The following is a 21,196-nucleotide window of genomic DNA, read 5'->3' as shown; positions in this document are numbered from 1 at the left end:
ATGACGATGACGATCCTCAACATCTCCGCCTACAAGTTCGTCGGTCTCGACGACCTGCATGCCCTGCGGGCGAGGATCGTCGAACGGTGTGAAGCGCTCGCCCTCAAGGGCACGATCCTGCTCGCGCCCGAGGGCATCAACCTGTTCCTCGCCGCCCGGCCCGAGGCCGTGGCCGCATTCGTCGACTGGTTGCGCGAGGATCCTCGCTTCGCGGACCTCACGCCGAAGGAGAGCCTCTCCGACGCGCCACCCTTCCGCCGCATGCGCGTGCGCCTGAAGAAGGAAATCATCACGATGCACGCGCCGGCCATCCGTCCCGAGAAAGGACGGGCGCCCCACGTGTTGCCGGCGGACCTGCGGCGCTGGCTCGACCGGGGTCGTGACGACGTGGGCCGCGAGGTAGTCCTGCTGGACACCCGCAACGACTATGAAGTGGCCGCGGGGACGTTCGAGAACACGGTCGACTACGGGCTTTCCAGTTTCACCGGCTTCCCCACCGCCGTCGCCGCCGACCGCGAGCGTTTCGACGGAAAAACCGTGGTCTCGTTCTGCACGGGCGGCATCCGCTGCGAGAAGGCCGCCATCCATATGCGCGAGATTGGCATCGAGAACGTGTTCCAGCTCGAAGGCGGCATCCTCAAATACTTCGAAGAGGTGGGCGGCGCGCATTGGCGCGGCGACTGCTTCGTGTTCGACGACCGCGGCGCGATCGATCCTTCGCTCGCTCCGGCCCGCAAGGCATGAGCGGCCTGCACATCGAAACCCACGGCACCGGCGCGACCGCACTGGTGATGGTTCACGGCTGGGCGATGCACGGCGGCATACTCGCGCCGCTGGTCGAGGCCCTGGCCGAGCGGTACACGATGTATGTCGTCGACCTGCCGGGACATGGCTATTCCCGCGATTCCGATATTCCGCTGGAACCGCTCGCCTGTGCCCGCGCGATCGCCGCGGCGACGCCGCCGGCGGTCTGGCTGGGGTGGTCGATGGGTGGGCTGGTGGCCCTGTCCGCCGCGCTGGACATCCCGGAGGCCGTGCGCGCCGTGATTCCGCTGTGCTCCACACCGTGCTTCGTGCGCGGCCCGGACTGGCCGCACGGCAACGACGCCAGCATGGTTCACCGGCTCGCCGCCGACCTCGAGGACGACTACATGGCGACGGTCGAGCGCTTCATCGCCCTGGAGGCCATGGGCAGCGCCGACCCGCGCGCCGAGGCACGCCGGTTGAAGGAGGAAGCGTTCTCTCGCGGCCGGCCCGACCCGCGCGTGCTGCTGGAAGGCCTGCGCCTGCTCGAAACCACCGACCTGCGACCGCGACTGGCCACACTTCGCCCGCCCAGCCTCTGGATAGCCGGCCGTCGCGACCGCATTGTCCATCCCGAGGCGATGCGCTGGTCCGCCGGGGCGGCGAACGGCCGTTTCGTCGAGATAGCCCATGCCGGGCACGCTCCCTTCATCGGACACGCCGCCGCCGTGGCGGATGTCCTCACGACATTCACCGACGCAGACGCATGAGCGACTTCCACTTCGATCGACGCCAGGTCCGCCGGAACTTCGGCCGCGCCGCCGGCAGCTACGAAAAACACGATGCGCTACAGCGTGAAGTGCAGTCCACCCTGGTCGACCGGCTGGACATCTACGAACCGGCACCGGAGATCGTCCTCGATGTCGGCGCCGGCACCGGGCGCGGCAGCGCCGCCCTGAAGAAGCGTTATCCGAAGGCGCAGGTGATCGCGATCGATCTCGCGCTGCCGATGCTGAAGCAGGCCCGGCATAACGCGTCATGGCTGAAGCCGTTCGGCCGCGTCGTCGCCGATGCCTACACGTTGCCGGTGCCTGATCGCAGCGTCGACGTGCTCTTCTCCAACCTGTGTTTCCAGTGGTGCGAAGATCTCCCGCGCCTGTTCGCCGAATGCGCGCGCGTGCTGAAGCCGGGCGGACTGCTCACGTTCTCCACGTTCGGCCCCGACACCTTGAAGGAATTGCGTGCGGCCTGGGCGGAAGCCGACCAGCAGGCGCACGTGGCGCGCTTCCTCGACATGCATGACATCGGCGACGCGATGCTGGCACAAGGTCTGCGCGATCCCGTGCTTTTCGCCGAGCGCTACACGCTCACCTACCCGACGCCACGCGCGTTGCTCGACGAGCTGAAGGGCTTGGGCGCGAACAACGCCGACGCCGACCGCCCGCGGGGGTTGACCGGGAAACAGCACTACAAGCGCATGATCGAAGCCTACGAGACCATGCGCGACGAAGGCGTCATTCCCTCGACCTGGGAAGTGGTCACGGCGCATGCATGGGGGCCGCCCGCCGGGCAGTCACGGCGTGAAGGCGGTGGTGAAATCGCCAGCTTCCCGATTGAAAACCTGCGTGGATCACGGCGCAAGACGCCGTTCTGAGCCGACGCGACGGGGTCACAACAGGGCGGCCAGCGCGTGCGCGTCACCTGGCGCCTTCACCTTGGCGTCGTTGTCGAAGTAGACGTAGATGTCACGGGACGCCCGCCTGGCCGGTGCGGTCCTGGCGATGCGCGGGTCTCCCGTGGGCTGTGCACCACGGCGCCATGCACGAATGCGCCGCGCCCAGTCGGCCAGGGCCGCCTCGCCGTAGCCACTGGCATACAGTTCTTCGTCACCATGCAGGCGCACATAGACGAACGGCGCCGTGACGTCGAAGTAGCGCGGGTACTTGCCTGCCGTATCGGCCACGACGAAGGCGATGCCGTACTTGCGCAACAGGGCGATGAAGGCCGGATCGACGAAACTTTCGTGGCGTATCTCCACCGCATGACGCAACCGGTGATTGCGGCCCACCTCGAGGTAGGGCTCCCGCTTCAGGTGCGCGTCGTGATGGCGGCCCAGCGCGGCCGCGGCTTTCATGGTCGTAGGCAACATGGCGAGGAAGGCCTCGAAACGTTCCGGCTCGAAGCGGAAGCTCGGTGGAAACTGCCACAGGATCGGGCCGAGCTTTTCGCGCAGCGCAAGCACGCCCGAAGCGAAGAAATTTGCCAGCGGCCGTTCGACCTCGCGCAAACGCAACGTGTGCGTGATGAATCGCGGACCTTTCACGGCGAAGACGAAGCCCCTTGGCGTCGCCTCGTACCACGACTGGTAGCTTTGCGGCCGCTGCAACGAGTAGAACGAACCATTGATTTCGATCGTCGGGAACTGCCGCGACGCGTAGGCGAGTTCGTCCCGCTGGACGAGATCGGAAGGATAGAAGACGCCACGCCATGGCGAGTAGCGCCAGCCCGAGATGCCGATGCGAGTGGTAGCCATGGCGCCATGGCAGCGCGTAGGCGGTGCAATGGCTGTGAACGCGACGTCATCGATAGCGATGACAGTCGACGACATGGTCGTTCACCATGCCCACCGACTGCATCACCGTGTAGCAAATGGCCGTGCCCGCGAAACGGAAGCCGCGCTTGCGCAGTGAAGCGCTCATGCGATCGGATACAGGGCTGCGCATGGGAACGTGCGCCGCATCTCGCCAGGCATTGCTTTTCGCCTCATCGTCAATGAATGACCAGAGGTAGGCCGACAACGAGCCTTCATCGTCGATCACGCGCAGGCTCGCGCGCGCATTGCTACGTATCGATTCGATCTTCAGCCGATGCCGGATCACGCCACGGTCGTGGAGCACGGCGGCGATTTCCGCATCGCTCATGGCCGCGACGCGGACGATATCGAAATCGTGGAAAGCGGCGCGATACGACTGGCGTTTGGCGAGCACCGTGCGCCAGGCGAGACCCGCCTGTGATCCGCGCAGCGCGAGCCCTTCGAAAAGCCCGCGATCGTCATGTACGGGCACGCCCCACTCGGTGTCGTGGTAAATGCGCTCCGCGTCGCTGCGTTCGGCCCATTGGCAGCGCATCCGCCACCTCTCGTCTTTGCGCTTAAGGAAGGGCGAGGATAACGACACGAGACAAGCCACGGTGTCCGCCCATCGCGTGGCCAGGCGTCCGCATGAGGTGACCGGAAACCGCACGAGGCACCGTCATCGCATTGGGCGGCGCCGTCAGCGGGAGCGGGATGGCGAACTCACCAGGGCAATGCGTCCAGATCCACGTTGCCGCCGGTGAGCACGGCGCCGACGCGACGCCCCGCGAACCGGTCGGGATAACGCAGCATGGCTGCGAGCACCGTCGCGCTGGAGACCTCCACGACGATCCGCAGTTCGCTCCACAGCAACCTCATGGCCTCGATGCATTCCGCATCGCTGACACGCAAGGCGACGACGCCATGGTCGCGCAGCGCATGGAAGTTGGGCTCGCCGATCAACGTGCGCAGGCCATCGCAGATCGTATCGGCCACGAAAGGCCCTACGCGCCGGTCCGCCTCCAGCGAACGCGCGGCATCGTCGGCGCCTTCAGGTTCCGCGCCGAACAGCGCGATGGCCGGATCGATACCGTGCGCCGCGATCGAGCAGCCGGAAGCCAGGCCACCACCGCCAATCGGGAACAGCACGGCATCCAGGCCGGACACCTGACGTAGCAGTTCAGGCACGAGCGTGCCCTGCCCCGCCATGACGCGCGTATCGGCATACGGATGAACCAGGGTCGCACCGGTGCTCGCCTGCACGGCGGAGGCCATCGCCTCACGCGCGGCGGTTGTCGGCGCACAACGATGCACGGTCGCCCCCGCGGCCACGATCGCATCGACCTTCGTCTTCACGGCGCCTTCGGGAATCACGACGTGCGCGGGGATTCCCCGCGTGCGCGCGGCCATCGCCAGCGCATTGCCGTGGTTACCGGAGGAATGCGTCACCACGCCACGCGCCGCCTCCTCGCCGGTCAGCGACCAGACGGCATTCGTCGCGCCACGGAACTTGAACGCGCCGCCGCGCTGAAGGTTCTCGCACTTGAACACCACCGGGGTACCGACGAGACCATCGATTCGATCGCTGCGCATCACCGGGGTGACGTGCGCGTGCGGTGCGATGCGCGCGGCCGCATCGCGGACGTCGGAGAAAGTGGGCAGATTCACGCGTCGAACTCCACGCCACAGACGAAGCGGCGCTCCTGGCCGGGCGCCAGCGTGACCAGCGGCGCGCAGTCGTCACGATTGAACGCATCGGGCATGCATTCCATGGGTTCGAGCGCCACCGACTTGCGCGCGTCACGCTCGGCCGTGTCGGCGGTGAACACCAGCATCACGCCCTTCTCCTGCCACACGGCGATGCCCGCGCCGGATTTCGGATCGCGCAGGCGCGTGCGCGCCTTGCCGTCGGGGTCCAGTTGAAGGTCGGCGTAGGTATGGTTGAGCTGCGCGTCGCCGATAGGCCTGGCCTTGCGGAAATCGAGCACGCGGTCGGCCTTGTCCATGGCTTGCCAGGCGCGCGTCCCCGGCAAGGGGATGAAGTCCTTGTCCGTGGCGATCACCGTGTCGGCGGGAACATGCAGTTCCCAGCCTTCGATCGGGTTTTCCGACAGGCGGAAGTAGGGATGCCAGCCGAAGAAGGTCGGCGCCGCGTGATCGCCCACGTTGCGCGTCTTCGCTTCCACCGTGAGGCCGCGGTCGCCGAGTGTGAAGGTCACGCTGAAATCCAGCGCGAACGGGTAGCCCGCGTTCGCCTCCGGGCGGATGGCGTGGGTTACCAGGGTGACGGACGCCTTGTCGTCGTCGGCATGTTCGCGCTGCACGTCGAACAGAACGCCTCGCAGGAAACCGTGGCGGCTGGCTCGATCCGCGCCGACGGCACCTGGCTGCAAATCGTAGGTTTTTCCTTCAAATGTATACCGCGAATCGTTAACGCGGTTTGCGAACGGCGTCATGATCGCGAAGCGGGAACCCTTGTGGCCGACAAGTTCCCGCTCGTCGCGAAAGCCGTCCGCGATGTTGCGCTGCTCGTCGCGCCAGCAGGTGCCGATCGACAACACGGTGGCGCCGCGCAGCGCGATACGAACCTCGCGGTCGGCGTCGGCATCGACCAGTACCACCAGCTCCTGGGTACCCAGACGGGAACGCGTAACGGTGAAACGGGACATGGGAAACTTCCTTTTGACGATTCCGAGCGCATGTTAGCCTGCCTGCCTTACCAGACAACCGTTGTGCCGCCATGAGCGATCGTTCCGACGCCCCCACCTCCGTCATCCGTCTCGCCGACTACCGTCCCCCGGCCTGGTCGGTCGGGCACGTGACCCTGGAATTCGACCTCGGCATCGACCGCACGGAGGTGGCCGCCTCGCTGGAGCTGGTCCGCCAGGCGGACGAGCCGGTGCGGCTGAACGGCGAGGGCATCGAATTGCTGGCGCTGAGCGTGGACGGACGGGCGCTCGCCGAGGGCGAATACATCCTCGCCGACGGCGTGCTGGAGATCGCCATCGACGCCGACCGCTGCACGATCGCCACCCGGGTGGCCCTGCGGCCGGCGGACAACACGGCGTTCGAGGGCCTCTACCTTTCCGGCAACCGCGACCGCGGATTCCTCCTGACCCAGTGCGAAGCGGAAGGCTTCCGTCACATCACCTTCTTCCCCGACCGGCCCGACGTGTTGTCGCGGTACACCGTGACCCTGCGCGCCGATCGCGAGCGTTTCCCGGTGCTGCTCGCCGGCGGCAATCCCGATGGTGAAGGAGATCTGCCCGATGGCCGCCATTGGGCCCGCTTCGTCGACCCACACCCGAAACCGAGCTACCTGTTCGCCGTAGTGGCTGGCCGGCTCGAACGGATCAGCCGCGACTACACCACCGCCGATGGGCGCGCGGTCGCACTGCATATCTGGGCCGAAGCGGATGTCATCGACCGCTGTGACTACGCGATGGATTCGCTGGTGCGTTCCATGCAGTGGGACGAGCGGACGTACGGGCGCAACTACGACCTCGATGTATTCCATGTCGTGGCCACGCACGACTTCAACATGGGCGCGATGGAGAACAAGGGCCTCAACATCTTCAATGCGAAGTACCTGCTGGCCGACCCCGACTCCAGTACCGACGACGAGTACCGCCATGTCGAGGCGGTGGTCGCGCACGAGTATTTCCACAACTGGAGCGGCAATCGCGTCACCTGCCGCGACTGGTTCCAGTTGAGCCTGAAGGAAGGCCTCACCGTCTTTCGCGAGCAGAGTTTCTCCGCCGACATGAACTCGGCGCCATTGAAGCGCATCGAGGATGTCGCCCTGCTGCGGCGCGCGCAGTTCCCGGAAGATGCCGGCCCCTTGTCGCATCCGGTGCGCCCCTCGCAATACAGCGAGATCAACAATTTCTACACCGCCACGGTTTACGAGAAGGGATCGGAGCTGGTCCGCATGCTTGCCGGCCACCTCGGAAACGAAGGCTTCCGCAAGGGCATGGATCGCTACTTCGAACGCCATGATGGCCAGGCGGCGACCATCGAGGACTTCCTCGCCGCGCTCGGCGACGCCAACGGCGTCGACCTGTCGCCCTATCTCGCCTGGTATGGGCAGGCGGGCACGCCGCGACTGTCCGCCGAAGGACGCTTCGACGCCGCGCAGCGCCGGTATCGCCTGACGCTCCGGCAACGCACGCCAGCCACCGCGGGACAAGCCGCGAAGCGGGCCTTGCCCATTCCCGTGCGTCTGTCGCTGTTCGACCAGTCTGGCAAGGCACTGCCGCTACGCCTCGAAGGCGAAGGCGCCGCTGGCGCGACGGAACGCACCGTGGTACTCGACAGCGCGGAACACGGCTTCGTATTCGAGGACGTCGAGGCGGCGCCGGTTCCATCGCTGCTGCGCGGTTTCTCCGCGCCGGTCATCCTCGAGTGCGACTACGTTCCCGGGGAACTCGCCATCCTGTTGCGGCACGATCCCGATGGCTTCAATCGCTGGGAAGCCGGACAGCAACTGGCCGGGCTCGCCTACGACGATTGCCGCGACGGCAACGTGGATGGCTCGGCGCTACGCGCCTGGACCGAGGCCCTGGCCCACTTGTTCAACGACAAGGACGTGGAGGACGCCCTGTTGGCCGAACTGCTGACACCGCCGGGCGAAATCGAGCTGGTGGAGCGCCAGGCCGAACGCGATCCGGACCGCATCCGGATCGCGCGGCAGGCGATGTTACGCACGCTGGCCCAACGCATCGGTGCCGGGGCGTTGCGCGACCGCTATATGGCGCTGCGCGCCGAAACCAGCGCGGCGCTGGACGCTCGCAGTCAGGCGCGGCGCCAGTTGAAGCGCCGGGTCCTCGATCTGTTCGCGTTGATCCAGGTGGCCGAGGCACGGGAACTGGCGCGTGCTCAATATGAGCAGGCACCCGGCATGACCGATCGCCTCGCCGCGCTGACCACGCTGGCCACACTCGATGCCCATGCCGCCGCCGCAGCCATCGCGCATTTCCGCCAACGGTACGAGGGCAATGCGCTGGCCCTCGACAAGTGGTTCGCCATGCAGGCCCTGCTCCCCGGTGCCGACGCGCTGGCGCGGGTGAAGGCCCTGGAAGACGATCCGGCTTTCACGCTGAAGAATCCGAATCGCGTCCAGTCGTTACTGGGCAGTTTCGCCCGGGCCAATCCCACGGGCTTCCATCGCGCGGACGGCGCGGCGTATCGTTGGCTGGCGGATCGCCTGGTCGCGGTAGACGCACTCAATCCCCAGGTGGCCGCCCGCGTCGCCACGGCGTTCAACGGGTGGAAGCGGCTGGAGCCCGTGCGCCGGGAGGCTGCCCACGCCGTGGTGGCGGAGCTGGCGGCGCGAAAGGACCTGTCGCGCGATCTGACGGATATCCTCGGTCGCGTCGCCCTGGGCTGAGGATGAAATGTGAGCGGTGTCTCAATGTGAGCGAGAAACTGACGCGCTGCGTCACCAATTGCCGATTTGGAGCACTTCGTTGACGAAAAAGTCACACATGGTTCATGGCGAAGGTGTAATGTTCGACCCAACGAAGAAAGCCGCGGCATAGCCGCGGCTCTTTGTGCCAGTCACTCGGTTTCTGGCGCCCGGCAGCACGGTCATCCTGGATTCCCCCTGTTCCTGAGACCGCCGGGCGCCAGATCTCATTCGAACCGAATGGGGCATCCGTGCCCACATCCCGCTTCCTTCCCCCGGCACACGGCCAAACCCCTGTCGTTCGGCCTCGGCGCGCGTATGTTCGCGCTGCGTCTGCCCGGGTGAAGTGCGCCATAAGACAAGCACGAGCCGTGCCACCGCTCGGCGCAGCGCCCGGTCCGTCGTCGAGCGGCCGGCCTCCGGACGGCGTAAAATCGCCTGCTGCATCCCTCTCGCCCTACGCCTGAATCCCATGCTGCATAGCGAAACCTACGATGTCATCGTGGTCGGTGGCGGACACGCCGGTACCGAGGCCGCTCTCGCGGCCGCCCGTGCCGGCGCGCGCACGCTCCTGCTGAGCCACAACATCGAGACCATCGGCCAGATGAGCTGCAATCCCGCGATCGGCGGAATCGGCAAAGGCCACCTGGTCAAGGAGATCGATGCGCTCGGCGGCGCCATGGGGCTCGCGGCGGACCGTGCCGGCATCCAGTGGCGCACGCTCAACGCGTCCAAGGGCCCCGCAGTGCGGGCGACGCGCTGCCAGGCGGACCGCTCGCTCTACAAGGCCGCGATTCGCGCCATGGTGGAGACCCAGCCGAACCTCGTGCTGTTCCAGCAAGCGGTGGACGACCTCATCCTCGTCGATGGGCGGGTCGCCGGCGTGCGCACGCAGATGGGCCTGGATTTCCACGCCGCGACCGTCGTGCTGACAGCCGGTACCTTCCTCGCAGGCAAGATCCACATCGGCCAGGCGCAATACGCGGGCGGCCGCGCGGGCGATCCGCCCGCGTCTGCACTGGCCGCGAAACTACGCGAACTACCCGTCGCCGCCGATCGCCTGAAAACGGGAACGCCGCCGCGCATCGACAGCCGCAGCATCGATTTCTCGGTGCTGGAGGAGCAGCCGGGCGACGACCCGATGCCGCACTTCTCCTTCCTGGGATCGGCGGCCGACCACCCGCGCCAGGTGAGTTGCTGGATCACGCATACCAGCGAAGCCACGCACGACATCATCCGCGGCTCGCTCGACCGCTCCCCGTTGTACAGCGGGCAGATCGAAGGCGTCGGCCCGCGCTATTGCCCGTCCATCGAGGACAAGGTCGTCCGCTTCGCCGAGAAGACCTCGCACCAGATCTTCGTCGAGCCGGAGGGCCTGGATACGTTCGAGGTCTACCCCAACGGCATTTCCACCTCGCTGCCCTTCGACGTGCAATACGCGCTGGTTCGTTCGATCAGGGGCTTCGAGCGCGCGCATATCACGCGTCCAGGCTATGCCATCGAGTACGACTATTTCGATCCCCGGGGCCTGCATCCGTGGCTGGAAACCAAGGCCATTCCGGGCCTGTATTTCGCCGGCCAGATCAACGGCACGACGGGTTACGAGGAAGCCGGCGCGCAAGGATTGATCGCCGGCATGAACGCCGCGCTCGCCGTGCGCGGCGAAGCGCCGTGGTATCCGCGTCGCGACGAAGCCTATGTGGGGCGTGCTCATCGACGACCTGACAACCAACGGAACGATCGAGCCCTATCGCATGTTCACCTCGCGCGCCGAGTACCGGCTGCACCTGCGTGAGGACAACGCCGACCTGCGGCTGACGCCGCAGGGCCATGCGCGCGGCGTGGTATCCGATGCGCGCTTTCAGCGCCTGGAAGCGAAGCGCGAGGCGGCCGAGCGCGAGACCGCGCGTCTGCGTGGCCTGTGGGCCGCGCCGGGCAATGCGCTGGGCGCGGCGATCGAGCGCTCGCTCGGCATCGCCGTCAGCCGCGAAACGCATGCGCTCGACCTGCTGCGCCGCCCCGAGATGGATTACGCCAGGCTGACGACGGTGGCCGAGCTCGGTCCGGCGGTGGATGACGCCGAGGTGGCGACACAAGTGGAAGTGCAGGCGAAGTATTCCGGCTACCTCGAGCGCCAGCGCGAGGAGATCGAACGCCAACGGCGGCACGAGACCACGCCGATACCCGACGGCTTCGACTACGACCGCGTGCGCGGCCTGTCCGCCGAGGTCTTGCTGAAGCTCAAGCGCTCCCTGCCCGCGACGATCGGGCAGGCGGCGCGCATCAGTGGCGTCACTCCCGCGGCGATCTCGCTGTTGCTGGTGCACCTGAAGCGCCGGGCGGCGTAGTCGCCGCGCCGCCCCGCGCGCGGATCGCCAGGGGCCCATGACCACCAGCAGTCGGCGCCGTCACCGGCCATCTGGCATCATCGCCTTCATCGAGTTAGCGAGTGGAAGGACCACCATGCAAGTCTGGATCGGACGAAACGGCGAGCGCTTCGGCCCCTACGCGGAGGAGGAAATCCGTCAGTGGCTGCGCGACGGCACCTGCCGCCCGGAGGAACTCGGCTGGCATGAGGGCATGACGGACTGGCGCCCGCTGGGCGAACTGTTTCCGGACGAGCGCCCCGCGGCCGGCAGCGTTCCGCCGATGCCCCCGCCGGCACCGCCGCCGTTCATGGGCGTCACCGATGTCGCCGAACCGGAATACGCCGGTTTCTGGGTGCGCTTCGGCGCCTGGGTGATCGACTACCTGATCCTGATGGTGCCCTTCACGATCATCAGCCTGAGCATGGGCCTCGGTGCGGCGATGACGAAGCTGCTCAGCCAGATGGAATCGGACCAGACGGCGGCGATCTCCGCCTACGCCGTGGCCGTGCAACCGATCACCTACGTGCTGCTGGTGATCGGCTTCGTCTACTACGCGGCCTTCGAGAGTTCGAAGTGGCAGGCCACGCCGGGCAAGATGGCGGTCGGCATCCGCGTCACCGACACGGAAGGCAAGCGCATCAGCGTGGGGCGTGCCGCGGGGCGCAACGCGATCCGCCTGGTCAACGCCTTCACCTTCCTCGTACCCATGGTCTTCTACGTCACCGCCGCGTTTACCCAGCGGAAGCAGGGCGTACACGACCTCCTGGCCAGCACCTACGTGCTGACCGGGCGTGCCGACAAGGCCGCCGCGGCGCCCGCCCCCCGTAGCGGCACGAGCGGCAGCTTCGACGCCTGACGGCTTTGCCCGCCCCGGCCACGCGGCCGGGGTCTTGCCGTGCCTTGCTATCATCCCCGGCCCGGCCCGAGGTTCGGCCGGCCGAGTCACGCACAGGAACGACATGCAGAGCATCGAACAACGTATTGCCCAGGACATCGCCGCCAAGCCCGAACAGGTGCGCGCGGCGGTGGAACTCCTCGATGGCGGCGCCACCGTGCCGTTCATCGCACGCTACCGCAAGGAAGTAACCGGGGGTCTCGACGACATCCAGTTGCGCCTGCTGGAAGAGCGCCTGCGCTACCTGCGCGAGCTCGAAGACCGCCGTGCGGCCATCCTCGACAGCATCGCCGAACAGGGCAAGATGACCGACGCCCTGCGCGCCGACATCCTCTCCGCCGACACCAAGGCGCGCCTGGAAGACCTGTACCTCCCGTACAAGCCCAAGCGCCGCACGAAGGCGCAGATCGCCCGCGAGGCGGGCCTGGAGCCCCTCGCGCTGGGCCTGCGCGAAGACCCGGCGCTAGATCCGGAAACCTTCGCGGCCGGCTTCGTCGACGTGGAGAAGGGCGTGGCGGATGCCAGGGCCGCGCTGGACGGCGCCCGCGCCATCCTCATGGAAGCGATCGCCGAAGACGCCACGCTGGTCGGCGAGTTGCGCGACTGGCTGTGGGAAAAGGGCCAGATCCGCGCGACGGTCGTCCCCGGCAAGGAGAACGAAGGCGCGAAGTTCCGCGACTATTTCGACCACGTGGAACCCGTTTCGAAGATCCCGTCGCATCGCCTGCTCGCGCTGATGCGCGCGCGTAACGAAGGCGTGCTGGAAATCGATCTCAACCCCGGCGTCGATGCCGACCAGGGCCATGCCGAAGGCGAAGGCCGCGTCGCCGCGCGCGCCGGCATCGTCGACCGTGGCCGTCCGGCCGACGCCTGGCTGCGCGAAACCGTACGCCTCACTTGGCGCGTGAAGCTGCACCTGCACCTCACCCTCGACCTTTTCGGCCGCGTGCGCGAGTACGCGGAAGACGAAGCCATCCGTGTGTTCGGCGAAAATCTCAAGGACCTGCTGCTGGCCGCACCGGCCGGCGCCAGGACGGTGATGGGCCTCGATCCGGGCATCCGCACCGGCTGCAAGCTGGCCATCGTGGATGCCACGGGCAAATTGCTCGCCTACGACACGATCTACCCGCACGAGCCACGCAACCAGTGGGACCAGTCCATCGCGCGCATCGCCCAGCTGGCGAAGCAGCATGGCGTGAATCTCGTAGCCATCGGCAACGGTACCGCGTCCCGCGAGACCGACAAGCTCGTCGGCGAGACGATGCGCAAGCATCCCGACCTGAATCTTTCCAAGGTCGTGGTGAGCGAAGCGGGTGCCTCCGTGTACTCGGCGTCGGAACTCGCGTCGAAGGAATTCCCCGAACTGGATGTCTCGATCCGCGGCGCCGTGTCCATCGCACGCCGCCTGCAGGACCCGCTCGCCGAACTGGTGAAGATCGAGCCCAAGGCGATCGGTGTCGGCCAGTACCAGCACGACGTGAACCAGGTGAAGCTGGCCCGTGCGCTCGATGCGCGCGTGGAAGACTGCGTGAACGCCGTGGGTGTCGACGTGAACACGGCATCGGCCCCGCTGCTGTCGCGCGTGGCCGGCCTCTCGTCCAGCGTGGCGGAAAACGTGGTGAAGCATCGCGACGCCAACGGTCCGTTCCCGAGCCGCAAGGATCTTCTCAAGGTGCCGCGTCTCGGTGACAAGGCCTTCGAGCAATGCGCGGGCTTCCTGCGCATCACCGGGGGCAGCAATCCGCTCGACGCCAGTTCGGTGCATCCCGAGGCCTATCCGGTGGTCGAGCGCATCCTCAAGCAGTGCGGACGCGAAGTGAAGCAGGTGATCGGCGACACGTCGTTCCTGCGAGGCCTGAAGCCGGAAGATTTCACCGACGAGACCTTCGGCGTGCCGACCGTGCGCGACATCCTCAAGGAACTGGAAAAGCCCGGCCGCGATCCCCGCCCGGAATTCGTGGCGCCGAGTTTCGCCGAGGGCGTCGAGGACCTGAAGGACCTCAAGGTGGGCATGGTGCTGGAGGGCCGGGTCACCAACGTCGCCGCGTTCGGCGCCTTCGTCGACATCGGCGTGCACCAGGACGGCCTCGTCCACGTCTCGGCGCTGTCGCACACCTTCGTCAAGGATCCCCGCGACGCGGTGAAGGCCGGCGACATCGTGAAGGTCAAGGTGATGGAGGTCGACCTGCCGCGTAAACGCATCGCGCTCAGCATGCGCCTGGACGACGTTCCGGGCGAAGCCCGTGGGGGCCGTCCCGCCGCACGCGACGAGGCACCGTCAGGCGGCGGCAATCGCCGTGGATCGCAAGGCGGCGGTGGCCGTCCGGCGCAGCCGCCCAAGCCGGCCGCCGCGCCGGCCAACAGCGCGTTCGCGGATGCGTTCTCGCGGGCCTTGAAGAAGTAAGACGGCTCGCGCGACTAGGGGATTTCTCAAGCCGGATGCCGCACCTCGCGGCTCCGGCCATGGCTCGACCACCACGGGCTTTCTTCGCGCCGCTCCTGCGCTGAGAGGAGCGGTCGTCACGCACGGCGCCAGGCCCGGCATAAAGCCACTCGCCCTACCGCAGCGCAGCATGCGCCGCCGTATGGCTTCCATTACCGTAACGTTTCTCTAACGCCCACACACGGAGTGAACCACATGCGTATTCGCCATCTTGCCGGTGCCATCGGCGCTGCCCTTCTGTTCAGTGCCGGCGCTCACGCCGACGGCTTTACGCAGGTTGTTTCCTTCGGCGACAGCCTCAGCGACAGCGGCAACGTCTCCACCCTCATTCGCTCGCCGGTGCAGCTTCGCTTCACCACCAACCCGGGCACGGTGGCGGTGGAGAACATCGCCGCGCATTACGGCTACACGCTCACCCCGTCCCTCCTGGGCGGCACCGACTACGCGTACGGCAATGCCCGCGCGGCGACCGTCAATCCCGTCACCGGTACACCCCTGACCGTTCCGCCGACCTCCACCCAGATCCAGACGTACCTTGCATCCACGGGCGGCAAGGCCGACCCGAACGCGCTGTACACGATGTGGATCGGCGCCAACGACCTGCTCGCCGCCACCGCCAACCCGGCCACCGCACAGGTCGTGGTCGCCACCGCGGCGACGAACGAGGTCGCGCAGATCAAGGCGCTGCAGGCCGCCGGCGCGAAGACCATCGTCGTCTTCAACCTGCCGGACGTCGGCAAGACGCCCGCCGCCATGTCGCAGGGCGCCGCCGCATCCGCCGGCATCACCCAGCTTACCCAGGTCTACAACGGCATCCTCTCCGGCGGCCTGGCCCAGGCCAACCGCGGCATCGTGCCGATCGATACGTACGCGCTGCTCAACGAAGTCATCGCCAGCCCGGGCACGTACGGCTTCACCAACGTGACGACCCCGGCCTGCACCACGTCCAGCTCGCTCACCTGCACGCCGGCGACGCTGCGTGACCCGAATGCGGCCAGCACCTACCTGTTCGCCGACGGCATCCATCCGACCACCGCCGCGCACGCGTTGCTCGGCCAGTACGCGATCTCGGTGATCACCGCCCCGCAGCAGATTTCGCTGCTCGGCGAAGCGGGCCTCGCTTCGAACGCCGCGCACGTGCGCACGCTGCGCAACCAGATGATGGCCGACAACTTCGGTGCCGACACGCGCGTTTTCGCGGCGGTCGACTACGGCCAGCAGAAGTTCAAGAACACCGACACGTCGCCCAAGACCGATAGCGACAACGTCAACCTGACCATCGGTGCCGACGCGCGCGTCAACGATCACGTCTCGATGGGCGTCGCCATGGGCATCGCGCAGTCGAAGGCCGATTTCCAGGGCGGTGGCGGCTACAAGATGCAGGACATCGCCGGTTCGGGCTACGCCTTCTACCACAACGGAGGCGGCTACTTCGGCGGCTTCGCCAGCTTCGGCCAGTTGAGCTTCACCGACATCGACCGCCGCATCGACCTCGGCGCAGCCCGCCGCACGGAAACGGGCAAGACCGACGGCTCGCACGTCGGCGGCGGCCTCACCGGCGGCTGGTGGTTCGGCAACGAAACGCTCAAGACCGGCCCGTACGTGTCGGTGGAATGGGAACAGCTGCGCGTGTTCGGCTACACCGAGCGCAACGACACCAGCACCGCGATGCGGTTCGACAGGCAGACGCGCAACGCCCGCATCGAAACCGCCGGCTGGCGCCTGCAGGGCTCGTGGACCTCGGGCAACACCGTGCTTCACCCGTTCGCGGAAGTGGCCTACAACCACGACGGCCGTGCCGACGACCGCTACGTGACCGCCGGCCTCACCAACATGTCAGGCGAATTCAGCGTGCAGGGCTTCACGCCGGACAAGACCTGGGTCACCGCCGACCTCGGCGTCACCGCCGAATTCAACCAGACCTGGAGTGGCTGGGTGAGCTACACGGGCCGCTTCGCCGATGATACGCAGCGGTATAACGGGTTGAACCTGGGTTTGGAAGATGGCGTTCTGATCGGTTCGACATCCGAAGAAAGCAAGACGCCGGCCTCGCAGCCGGCGTCTTTGTTTCCAGGAAGGAAGACCCATGGTGGGAGCCGACCTTGTCGGCGATCCCGCGGCAGCGGGCCAGCATGAGGCGAGCACCCTTCGCCGACAGGGTCGGCGCCCACCCCGTGCCGATCTTCCGCGAAGAACCCAAAAAAACGCCGGCACGAGGCCGGCGCTTATCGACACCCGTTTGGACGTCCTTACTTCTTCCCGCCACCCTTCGCATACATCGCCTCGGCCTGCTTGCGCAGATCGTTGGCGTCGTCGTCCGAAAGCGCGTCGACCTTGCCGCCAGCCTCGTGCTGCTTCAGCACCAGCTCGCCGGCGTCGTTCCAGCCCGCGCGCTCGATGGAGTTCGGCTTGGCATCCTTGCTGGACTTCTTCTCCTGCACGATGACCCAGGGCTTGCCGTTCTTGTAGGCGTAGTTAGTCGATGTAAAGCCCTTATCGCCGTAATCGACGAGTTCGATCACGAACTGGACGTCATTGCCCTTCTTGAAGATCTGCCAGCCGCGCGACTCGCCTTCCTTCAATGCGGTGCCCTGGGTGACCTTCATGCCACCGATGTTCTTCTTCACGCTGTTGAAGCCGGCCAGTTCCTTCTCGCCCGGCGTCGCTTCGCCGACGAGCTGGATATTGGCGACGTTCTTCGCGCCCTTGGTCAGGACCGGCGTCTTCAGCGGCGAGGAGTAATGGCGTTCGCCGTCCTGCAAGGACACCTCGACGATGTACATGTCGTTCGGGTTGACGTCGGAGGGATTGAAGTCGAGCTGGAACTGCTGCGGCAGGGTCACCGGCTGGATCGTCTTGGCAGCCAGCGGCTGCGAGCCCTCGGCCGAGACGTCGACGAGCTTGAGCTCGAGCTTCGCGTCCGGCGAAAGCTGCGCACCAGCGTCACGCAGGGCGACGGTTCCGGTCACGGCATTGGCATTGGCGGGAGCGGCGTTGTCGCTGCCACCGGCGGCGGCCTGCTGGCCGTTGTTGTCGGAGCCGCCACTGCAACCGGCCAGGGCCAGGGCGGTCACGGATGCGAGCGACAAGAAGATCCTGCGCATGGTCGAGCCTCGTATGGAACGAAATGGTTTTGGGTCACGGACGATACGCGCGCGCACGGCGCTGCTGTACGTCCGGGGGGAACCTTGGAGCATACCGGCAAAACCGGCGATGGAAAAGTCAAGGGCGAAAATACCCCTGCCGATGAAAATGAGATGCCGTTGGCAAGCTGGCAGTCAGATTTGCCGAAAATGCTAACCGTTTGTTTTTGCGAGAATTAGCAATTCGGCACTGTGAACGCAAGAACGTGTTCCGGCACCGCCCCCACGAGAGCACCTCCATGAGTTCGGGCGAAGATCAGGAAGAGAACCACGTTTTCAGATGGCCCAGAAAGAAAAACGCCACCCAAGGGTGGCGTTTCTCATCCGACGGGCACGCTCTGGGAGCGCGCCCGTCGATCCACGACATCGATGGATCAGAAGTCGTAGCTGATGCCAAACCGAGCGTAGCGCGGCGTGGTCTGGTAAAGCGTCGTGCGATAGTTCGGATCGACGGCACCGATACCGCCTGCCTGTGGATACGTCGCCAGACGCTCACGCGTGTTGAGTACGTTGAAAACCGTGACGTTGAAGGCGAGCTTCTTATCGGCCCACGTCGGACGGTATTCGGCACTCAGGTCAACGAGCCAAGTCCAGGGGTTATGACCGACCTTGCCCGGGGCCGACGGTTCACCGTAGCAGTAGTGGTAGTACGAACCGTAACCAGTCGGATCGGACTCGTCGGCACCGTAGAGGCCCAGGCACGACTTCGGTGCGCCCGAGGCGACCGTCACGTTACCCGAGAGCATCCACTCATCCGCAAGCTGATACGAACCATACGCCTTGATCACGTGCTTGCGGCTGTTCGAAAGCTCGCCGCTTGCGTAATCCATGAACTGCGGATAGTCCCAGTCAACCGTGGCCGAAACGTCCTGCTGACCGATGTCCGAACGGACCTGGCCTTCCGAGTTGCCGTAGCTCTTCGAGTACAGGTAGTCCAGCTTGCCGTACCACTTGCCGTCGAACGGATGCTCGAGGTACATCTCGAGGCCGTAGTAGTTGCGCTTGAGCTGCGGGAAGCCGAAGTCGGCATTGGTGACGTGCGCGGTGTAGTAGCCACCATTGAGGTTCGGCACCATGAAGTCCGAAGCACGACCCGGGTTGAACAGGTAGCTGCCCTGGATCGGACCAACGGTTGCCAGATCCACACCCTGGCGCTGCAGAGCGGCCGTGATGGCATCCGAATCGCCAACGTCGTCGATCGCGTTCTTCAGCTTGCGCACGGTCGCCTTGGCGCCGTAGACCCACTTGTCGCCCAGCGTCTTGTCGAAGCCCAGGATGAACTCGTCCTGGTATTCCGACTTCAGGCTGGTCGAGGCAGCGGTCTTCGGATCGCGCGGCAAACCGTATTCGCGGTTCGACGAGATCGGGCCGCCGGTCGCGGTTTCGATCGGGGTCAGGCCGGTCGGAATGCCGTTGGCGTCGATACCCGTGTAGTTGAAGTATTCACGGGTGTACAGCGACTGGCCTGCGGAACGCAGCGCCACGCTCGCCGGCATGGCGAGGTAGTAACGGCCGGCGTTCGCGTAGATCTTCAGGCTCGAATCACCGTTGACGTCCCAGGTGGCACCGAGGCGCGGGGCCCACTGCGGGCTGGTAAGACGGAGATACGGCTGGCTCACACCGTTGTAGTTGGTGAACTGGTCGTTACGCAGACCCACCTTGACCAGCCAGCGGTCGTTGACCTGCCACGAATCTTCGATGTACTGCGCACGCTGCTTCACGCGAACCGATGCACGGGCGTCATAGACATAGCGGTCGACATAGAAGCCCGCGCCGCCCGGTGCAGCAACGTAGGTGCTGCCGCCAGGCGCACCGGCGATCGGCGTGTTCGGATCGTGCTTTTGGTATTCCCAGGCGTAGCCCGGGCCCGACGTGCCTTGACCGTCATTCGTGTCACGCACGTCCTGATTGTCCATACCCGCGGTGATCGTGTGATCGCCGATGTGATAGCTCAGGTCGATGCGGAAATTCGTATTGGTCGACTTGTGCTGCGGGTCGAACACGCGGGTGGTCGGATTCTCGTTGCTGATCGGGCTGCCGCCGTTGAGCAACGGGTCCTGATTGTTCGGAGTGATGATGTGCGGCGTCTGCGTCTGCGGAACCTGGCTGTAGTACGTGCCATGCATCTTGCCGTACAGCACCGTCAGGGTCAGGTCGTCGGTGATGTAGCTGGTGAACTTGGCGGTGTACAGATCGGCGCCCGACTTGTTCAGTGGGTTACCCGACGTGTCCTTGCCGACACGGTCGCCACGGGTCAGCGTGCTGTAATCGAAACCGTAGACGTTGGCGTCGTAGTTCTGTTTGTTCGACGCACCCGTGACTTCGAGGATATTGCTGTCGTTGATGTTCCAGTCGAGCTTGCCGTAGAACTTCGGATTGCGGTACGTGCGATCGTAGTAATTCGGCGCGTCCTGCGAGGTATAACGATCCTGGTTCACCCGTTCCTGCTCAGCGGCAAGGAAGATGTACAGCTTGTCCTTGATCAGCGGACCACCCACGTAGGCCGACTCGACCGTACGCATCTGGGTGTCTTTCTTGTTGTAGTTGTACAGCTCGCCGGCGCTCGTGCTATCGCCATTGATGATGTAATGATCGTTGCCCGGGGTCGAACGAGTGCCGCGCGGCTCCCACAGGATCTGCGCACCGAAGTGCCACTCGTTCGTGCCGCGCTTACCCACCTGGCTGATCACGCCACCGGCCGAACGGCCGTAGGCGGCACCATAGCCACCGGCCAGCACTTCCTGCTGGTCGATCGCGCCGTACGGCAGGGTGATACCACCGAAGCCGCTGAGCGGATCGGTCGTGTTGAATCCATTGATGTAGTAGGCGTTCTCGGTGACCGAACCGCCGCCGATCGAAACCAGGGCGTTACCGGTCGGACCGGAGAAGTAACCGCTACCGGCAACCGCGCCCGGCGCCAGCAGCGCGATGGCTTCGGCGGTACGGGCCAGCGGCAGCTTCGCCAGCTGTTCGGACGTGATGACGGTGCGCGAATCGACGGTCGAGACATCGACCGGCGGCAGGCTGTTCGCCGTGACGGTAACCGAGTCGAGCGACTGTGCGCTACCGGCGGAGGCGGCGGCGTTGAACGAAACGTCCGAGCCCTTACCGACGGTGAGGTTCACGTTCTTGCGCGAATCGACGACGGCGCCGTTGCGCTTGAGGTCGACCTGGTAGCTGCCAACCGGGAGGTTGTTGAACTGGTAACGGCCCGAAGCGTCGACAGGCACTTCGCGGGTGATACCCGTGGAACCGCTGATCTGGACGGTGTCGCCCGGCTGGGCGCCGGTGCCGAAGATGTTACCCGTAGTGGACTGCGCGAGGACGACGCCAGTGCCGCCCAGGCTGATCGCAAGCGCAAGCGCCAACGAAGAACGACGCAGGACGGATGCCTGCCGGATGCTGCGAGAACTCATTGCAAATCTCCCCAGATCGGCCCTAAACCGGGCCTGAAATCAAGCAAAACCGACCAAGGCCGGAAAAAAAGTGGCCAGTGCGGTGCATGCTTCAGGGGATTTGCCGGCGCCCCGCTCCTCCCAGAGTGGACGCCCCCCTTTGGACCTGCTCCCGACAAGCCGTCGACTTCACTGAACCGGGGCCCCATCGTGGTCCACGAATGGGTC

The 21,196-nt window shown here is 65.9% G+C and carries 13 protein-coding genes and 1 pseudogene; 8 read left to right on the top strand and 6 right to left on the bottom strand.

The features are described 5' to 3' along the window. Window positions 1-6 precede the first annotated feature (6 nt). Genes QFZ41_RS11080 through bioC form a run of 3 tightly spaced genes read left to right on the top strand, consistent with a single transcriptional unit; the run spans window position 7 to window position 2,398 of the window. A complete protein-coding gene (locus tag QFZ41_RS11080; protein ID WP_429198827.1) occupies window positions 7-744 on the top strand; it encodes a sulfurtransferase in 738 nt (245 codons plus the stop codon). Continuing rightward, window positions 741-1,514, top strand: a complete 774-nt coding sequence (bioH, locus tag QFZ41_RS11075) for a pimeloyl-ACP methyl ester esterase BioH (RefSeq protein WP_429198826.1) — start codon at window positions 741-743, stop codon at window positions 1,512-1,514. Before QFZ41_RS11080 ends, bioH begins: the two co-directional genes overlap by 4 nt. Then, the gene (gene bioC / locus QFZ41_RS11070) at window positions 1,511-2,398 is read left to right on the top strand and encodes a malonyl-ACP O-methyltransferase BioC (RefSeq protein WP_429198825.1); all 888 of its coding nucleotides are present in this window, start codon (window positions 1,511-1,513) and stop codon (window positions 2,396-2,398) included. Before bioH ends, bioC begins: the two co-directional genes overlap by 4 nt. A gap of 15 nt (window positions 2,399-2,413) precedes the next feature. Here the strand turns inward: bioC and QFZ41_RS11065 are convergent, their stop codons facing one another. The 4 genes from QFZ41_RS11065 to QFZ41_RS11050 form a co-directional block, all read right to left on the bottom strand. Next, a complete protein-coding gene (locus QFZ41_RS11065) occupies window positions 2,414-3,277 on the bottom strand; it encodes a DUF72 domain-containing protein (protein WP_429198824.1) in 864 nt (287 codons plus the stop codon). A gap of 46 nt (window positions 3,278-3,323) precedes the next feature. Next, entirely contained in the window at window positions 3,324-3,872 is a 549-nt protein-coding gene (locus QFZ41_RS11060) for a DNA-3-methyladenine glycosylase I (RefSeq protein ID WP_429198823.1), read from the bottom strand. A gap of 167 nt (window positions 3,873-4,039) precedes the next feature. Next, window positions 4,040-4,984 carry a threonine ammonia-lyase gene (locus QFZ41_RS11055; protein WP_429198822.1) on the bottom strand — a complete coding sequence of 315 codons (945 nt, stop codon included), beginning with the start codon at window positions 4,982-4,984 and terminating at the stop codon, window positions 4,040-4,042. Beyond that, a complete protein-coding gene (locus QFZ41_RS11050; protein ID WP_429198821.1) occupies window positions 4,981-5,985 on the bottom strand; it encodes an aldose 1-epimerase in 1,005 nt (334 codons plus the stop codon). Before QFZ41_RS11050 ends, QFZ41_RS11055 begins: the two co-directional genes overlap by 4 nt. Before the next feature lie 71 nt (window positions 5,986-6,056). Between QFZ41_RS11050 and pepN the strand changes: the two genes are divergently transcribed. The 5 genes and pseudogenes from pepN (at window position 6,057) to QFZ41_RS11025 (ending at window position 16,566) form a co-directional block, all read left to right on the top strand. Next, a complete protein-coding gene (pepN, locus tag QFZ41_RS11045; protein WP_429198820.1) occupies window positions 6,057-8,705 on the top strand; it encodes an aminopeptidase N in 2,649 nt (882 codons plus the stop codon). Between the two features lie 490 nt (window positions 8,706-9,195). Next, window positions 9,196-11,071 (top strand): annotated as a pseudogene (gene mnmG, locus QFZ41_RS11040) (tRNA uridine-5-carboxymethylaminomethyl(34) synthesis enzyme MnmG). A 115-nt stretch (window positions 11,072-11,186) separates the two neighbouring features. Continuing rightward, window positions 11,187-11,948 carry an RDD family protein gene (locus tag QFZ41_RS11035; RefSeq protein WP_429198819.1) on the top strand — a complete coding sequence of 254 codons (762 nt, stop codon included), beginning with the start codon at window positions 11,187-11,189 and terminating at the stop codon, window positions 11,946-11,948. 103 nt (window positions 11,949-12,051) lie between these two features. Beyond that, a complete protein-coding gene (locus QFZ41_RS11030) occupies window positions 12,052-14,391 on the top strand; it encodes a Tex family protein (protein WP_429198818.1) in 2,340 nt (779 codons plus the stop codon). A gap of 234 nt (window positions 14,392-14,625) precedes the next feature. Continuing rightward, window positions 14,626-16,566, top strand: a complete 1,941-nt coding sequence (locus QFZ41_RS11025; protein WP_429198817.1) for an autotransporter domain-containing protein — start codon at window positions 14,626-14,628, stop codon at window positions 16,564-16,566. Between the two features lie 113 nt (window positions 16,567-16,679). Here QFZ41_RS11025 and QFZ41_RS11020 read toward each other — a convergent pair whose 3' ends face one another. Continuing rightward, window positions 16,680-17,534, bottom strand: coding sequence for a DUF1481 domain-containing protein (locus QFZ41_RS11020; protein WP_429198816.1), 855 nt, complete (start codon window positions 17,532-17,534; stop codon window positions 16,680-16,682). Between the two features lie 413 nt (window positions 17,535-17,947). Next, complete coding sequence (locus QFZ41_RS11015) at window positions 17,948-20,989, bottom strand: TonB-dependent receptor (protein WP_429198815.1); 3,042 nt, start codon at window positions 20,987-20,989, stop codon at window positions 17,948-17,950. Window positions 20,990-21,196: the final 207 nt, after the last annotated feature.

The organism is Luteibacter sp. W1I16, from assembly GCF_050434905.1.
Classification (GTDB): domain Bacteria; phylum Pseudomonadota; class Gammaproteobacteria; order Xanthomonadales; family Rhodanobacteraceae; genus Luteibacter.
Note: the sequence above shows the minus strand (reverse complement) of the source record. Positions and strands in the feature narration are given on the sequence as shown.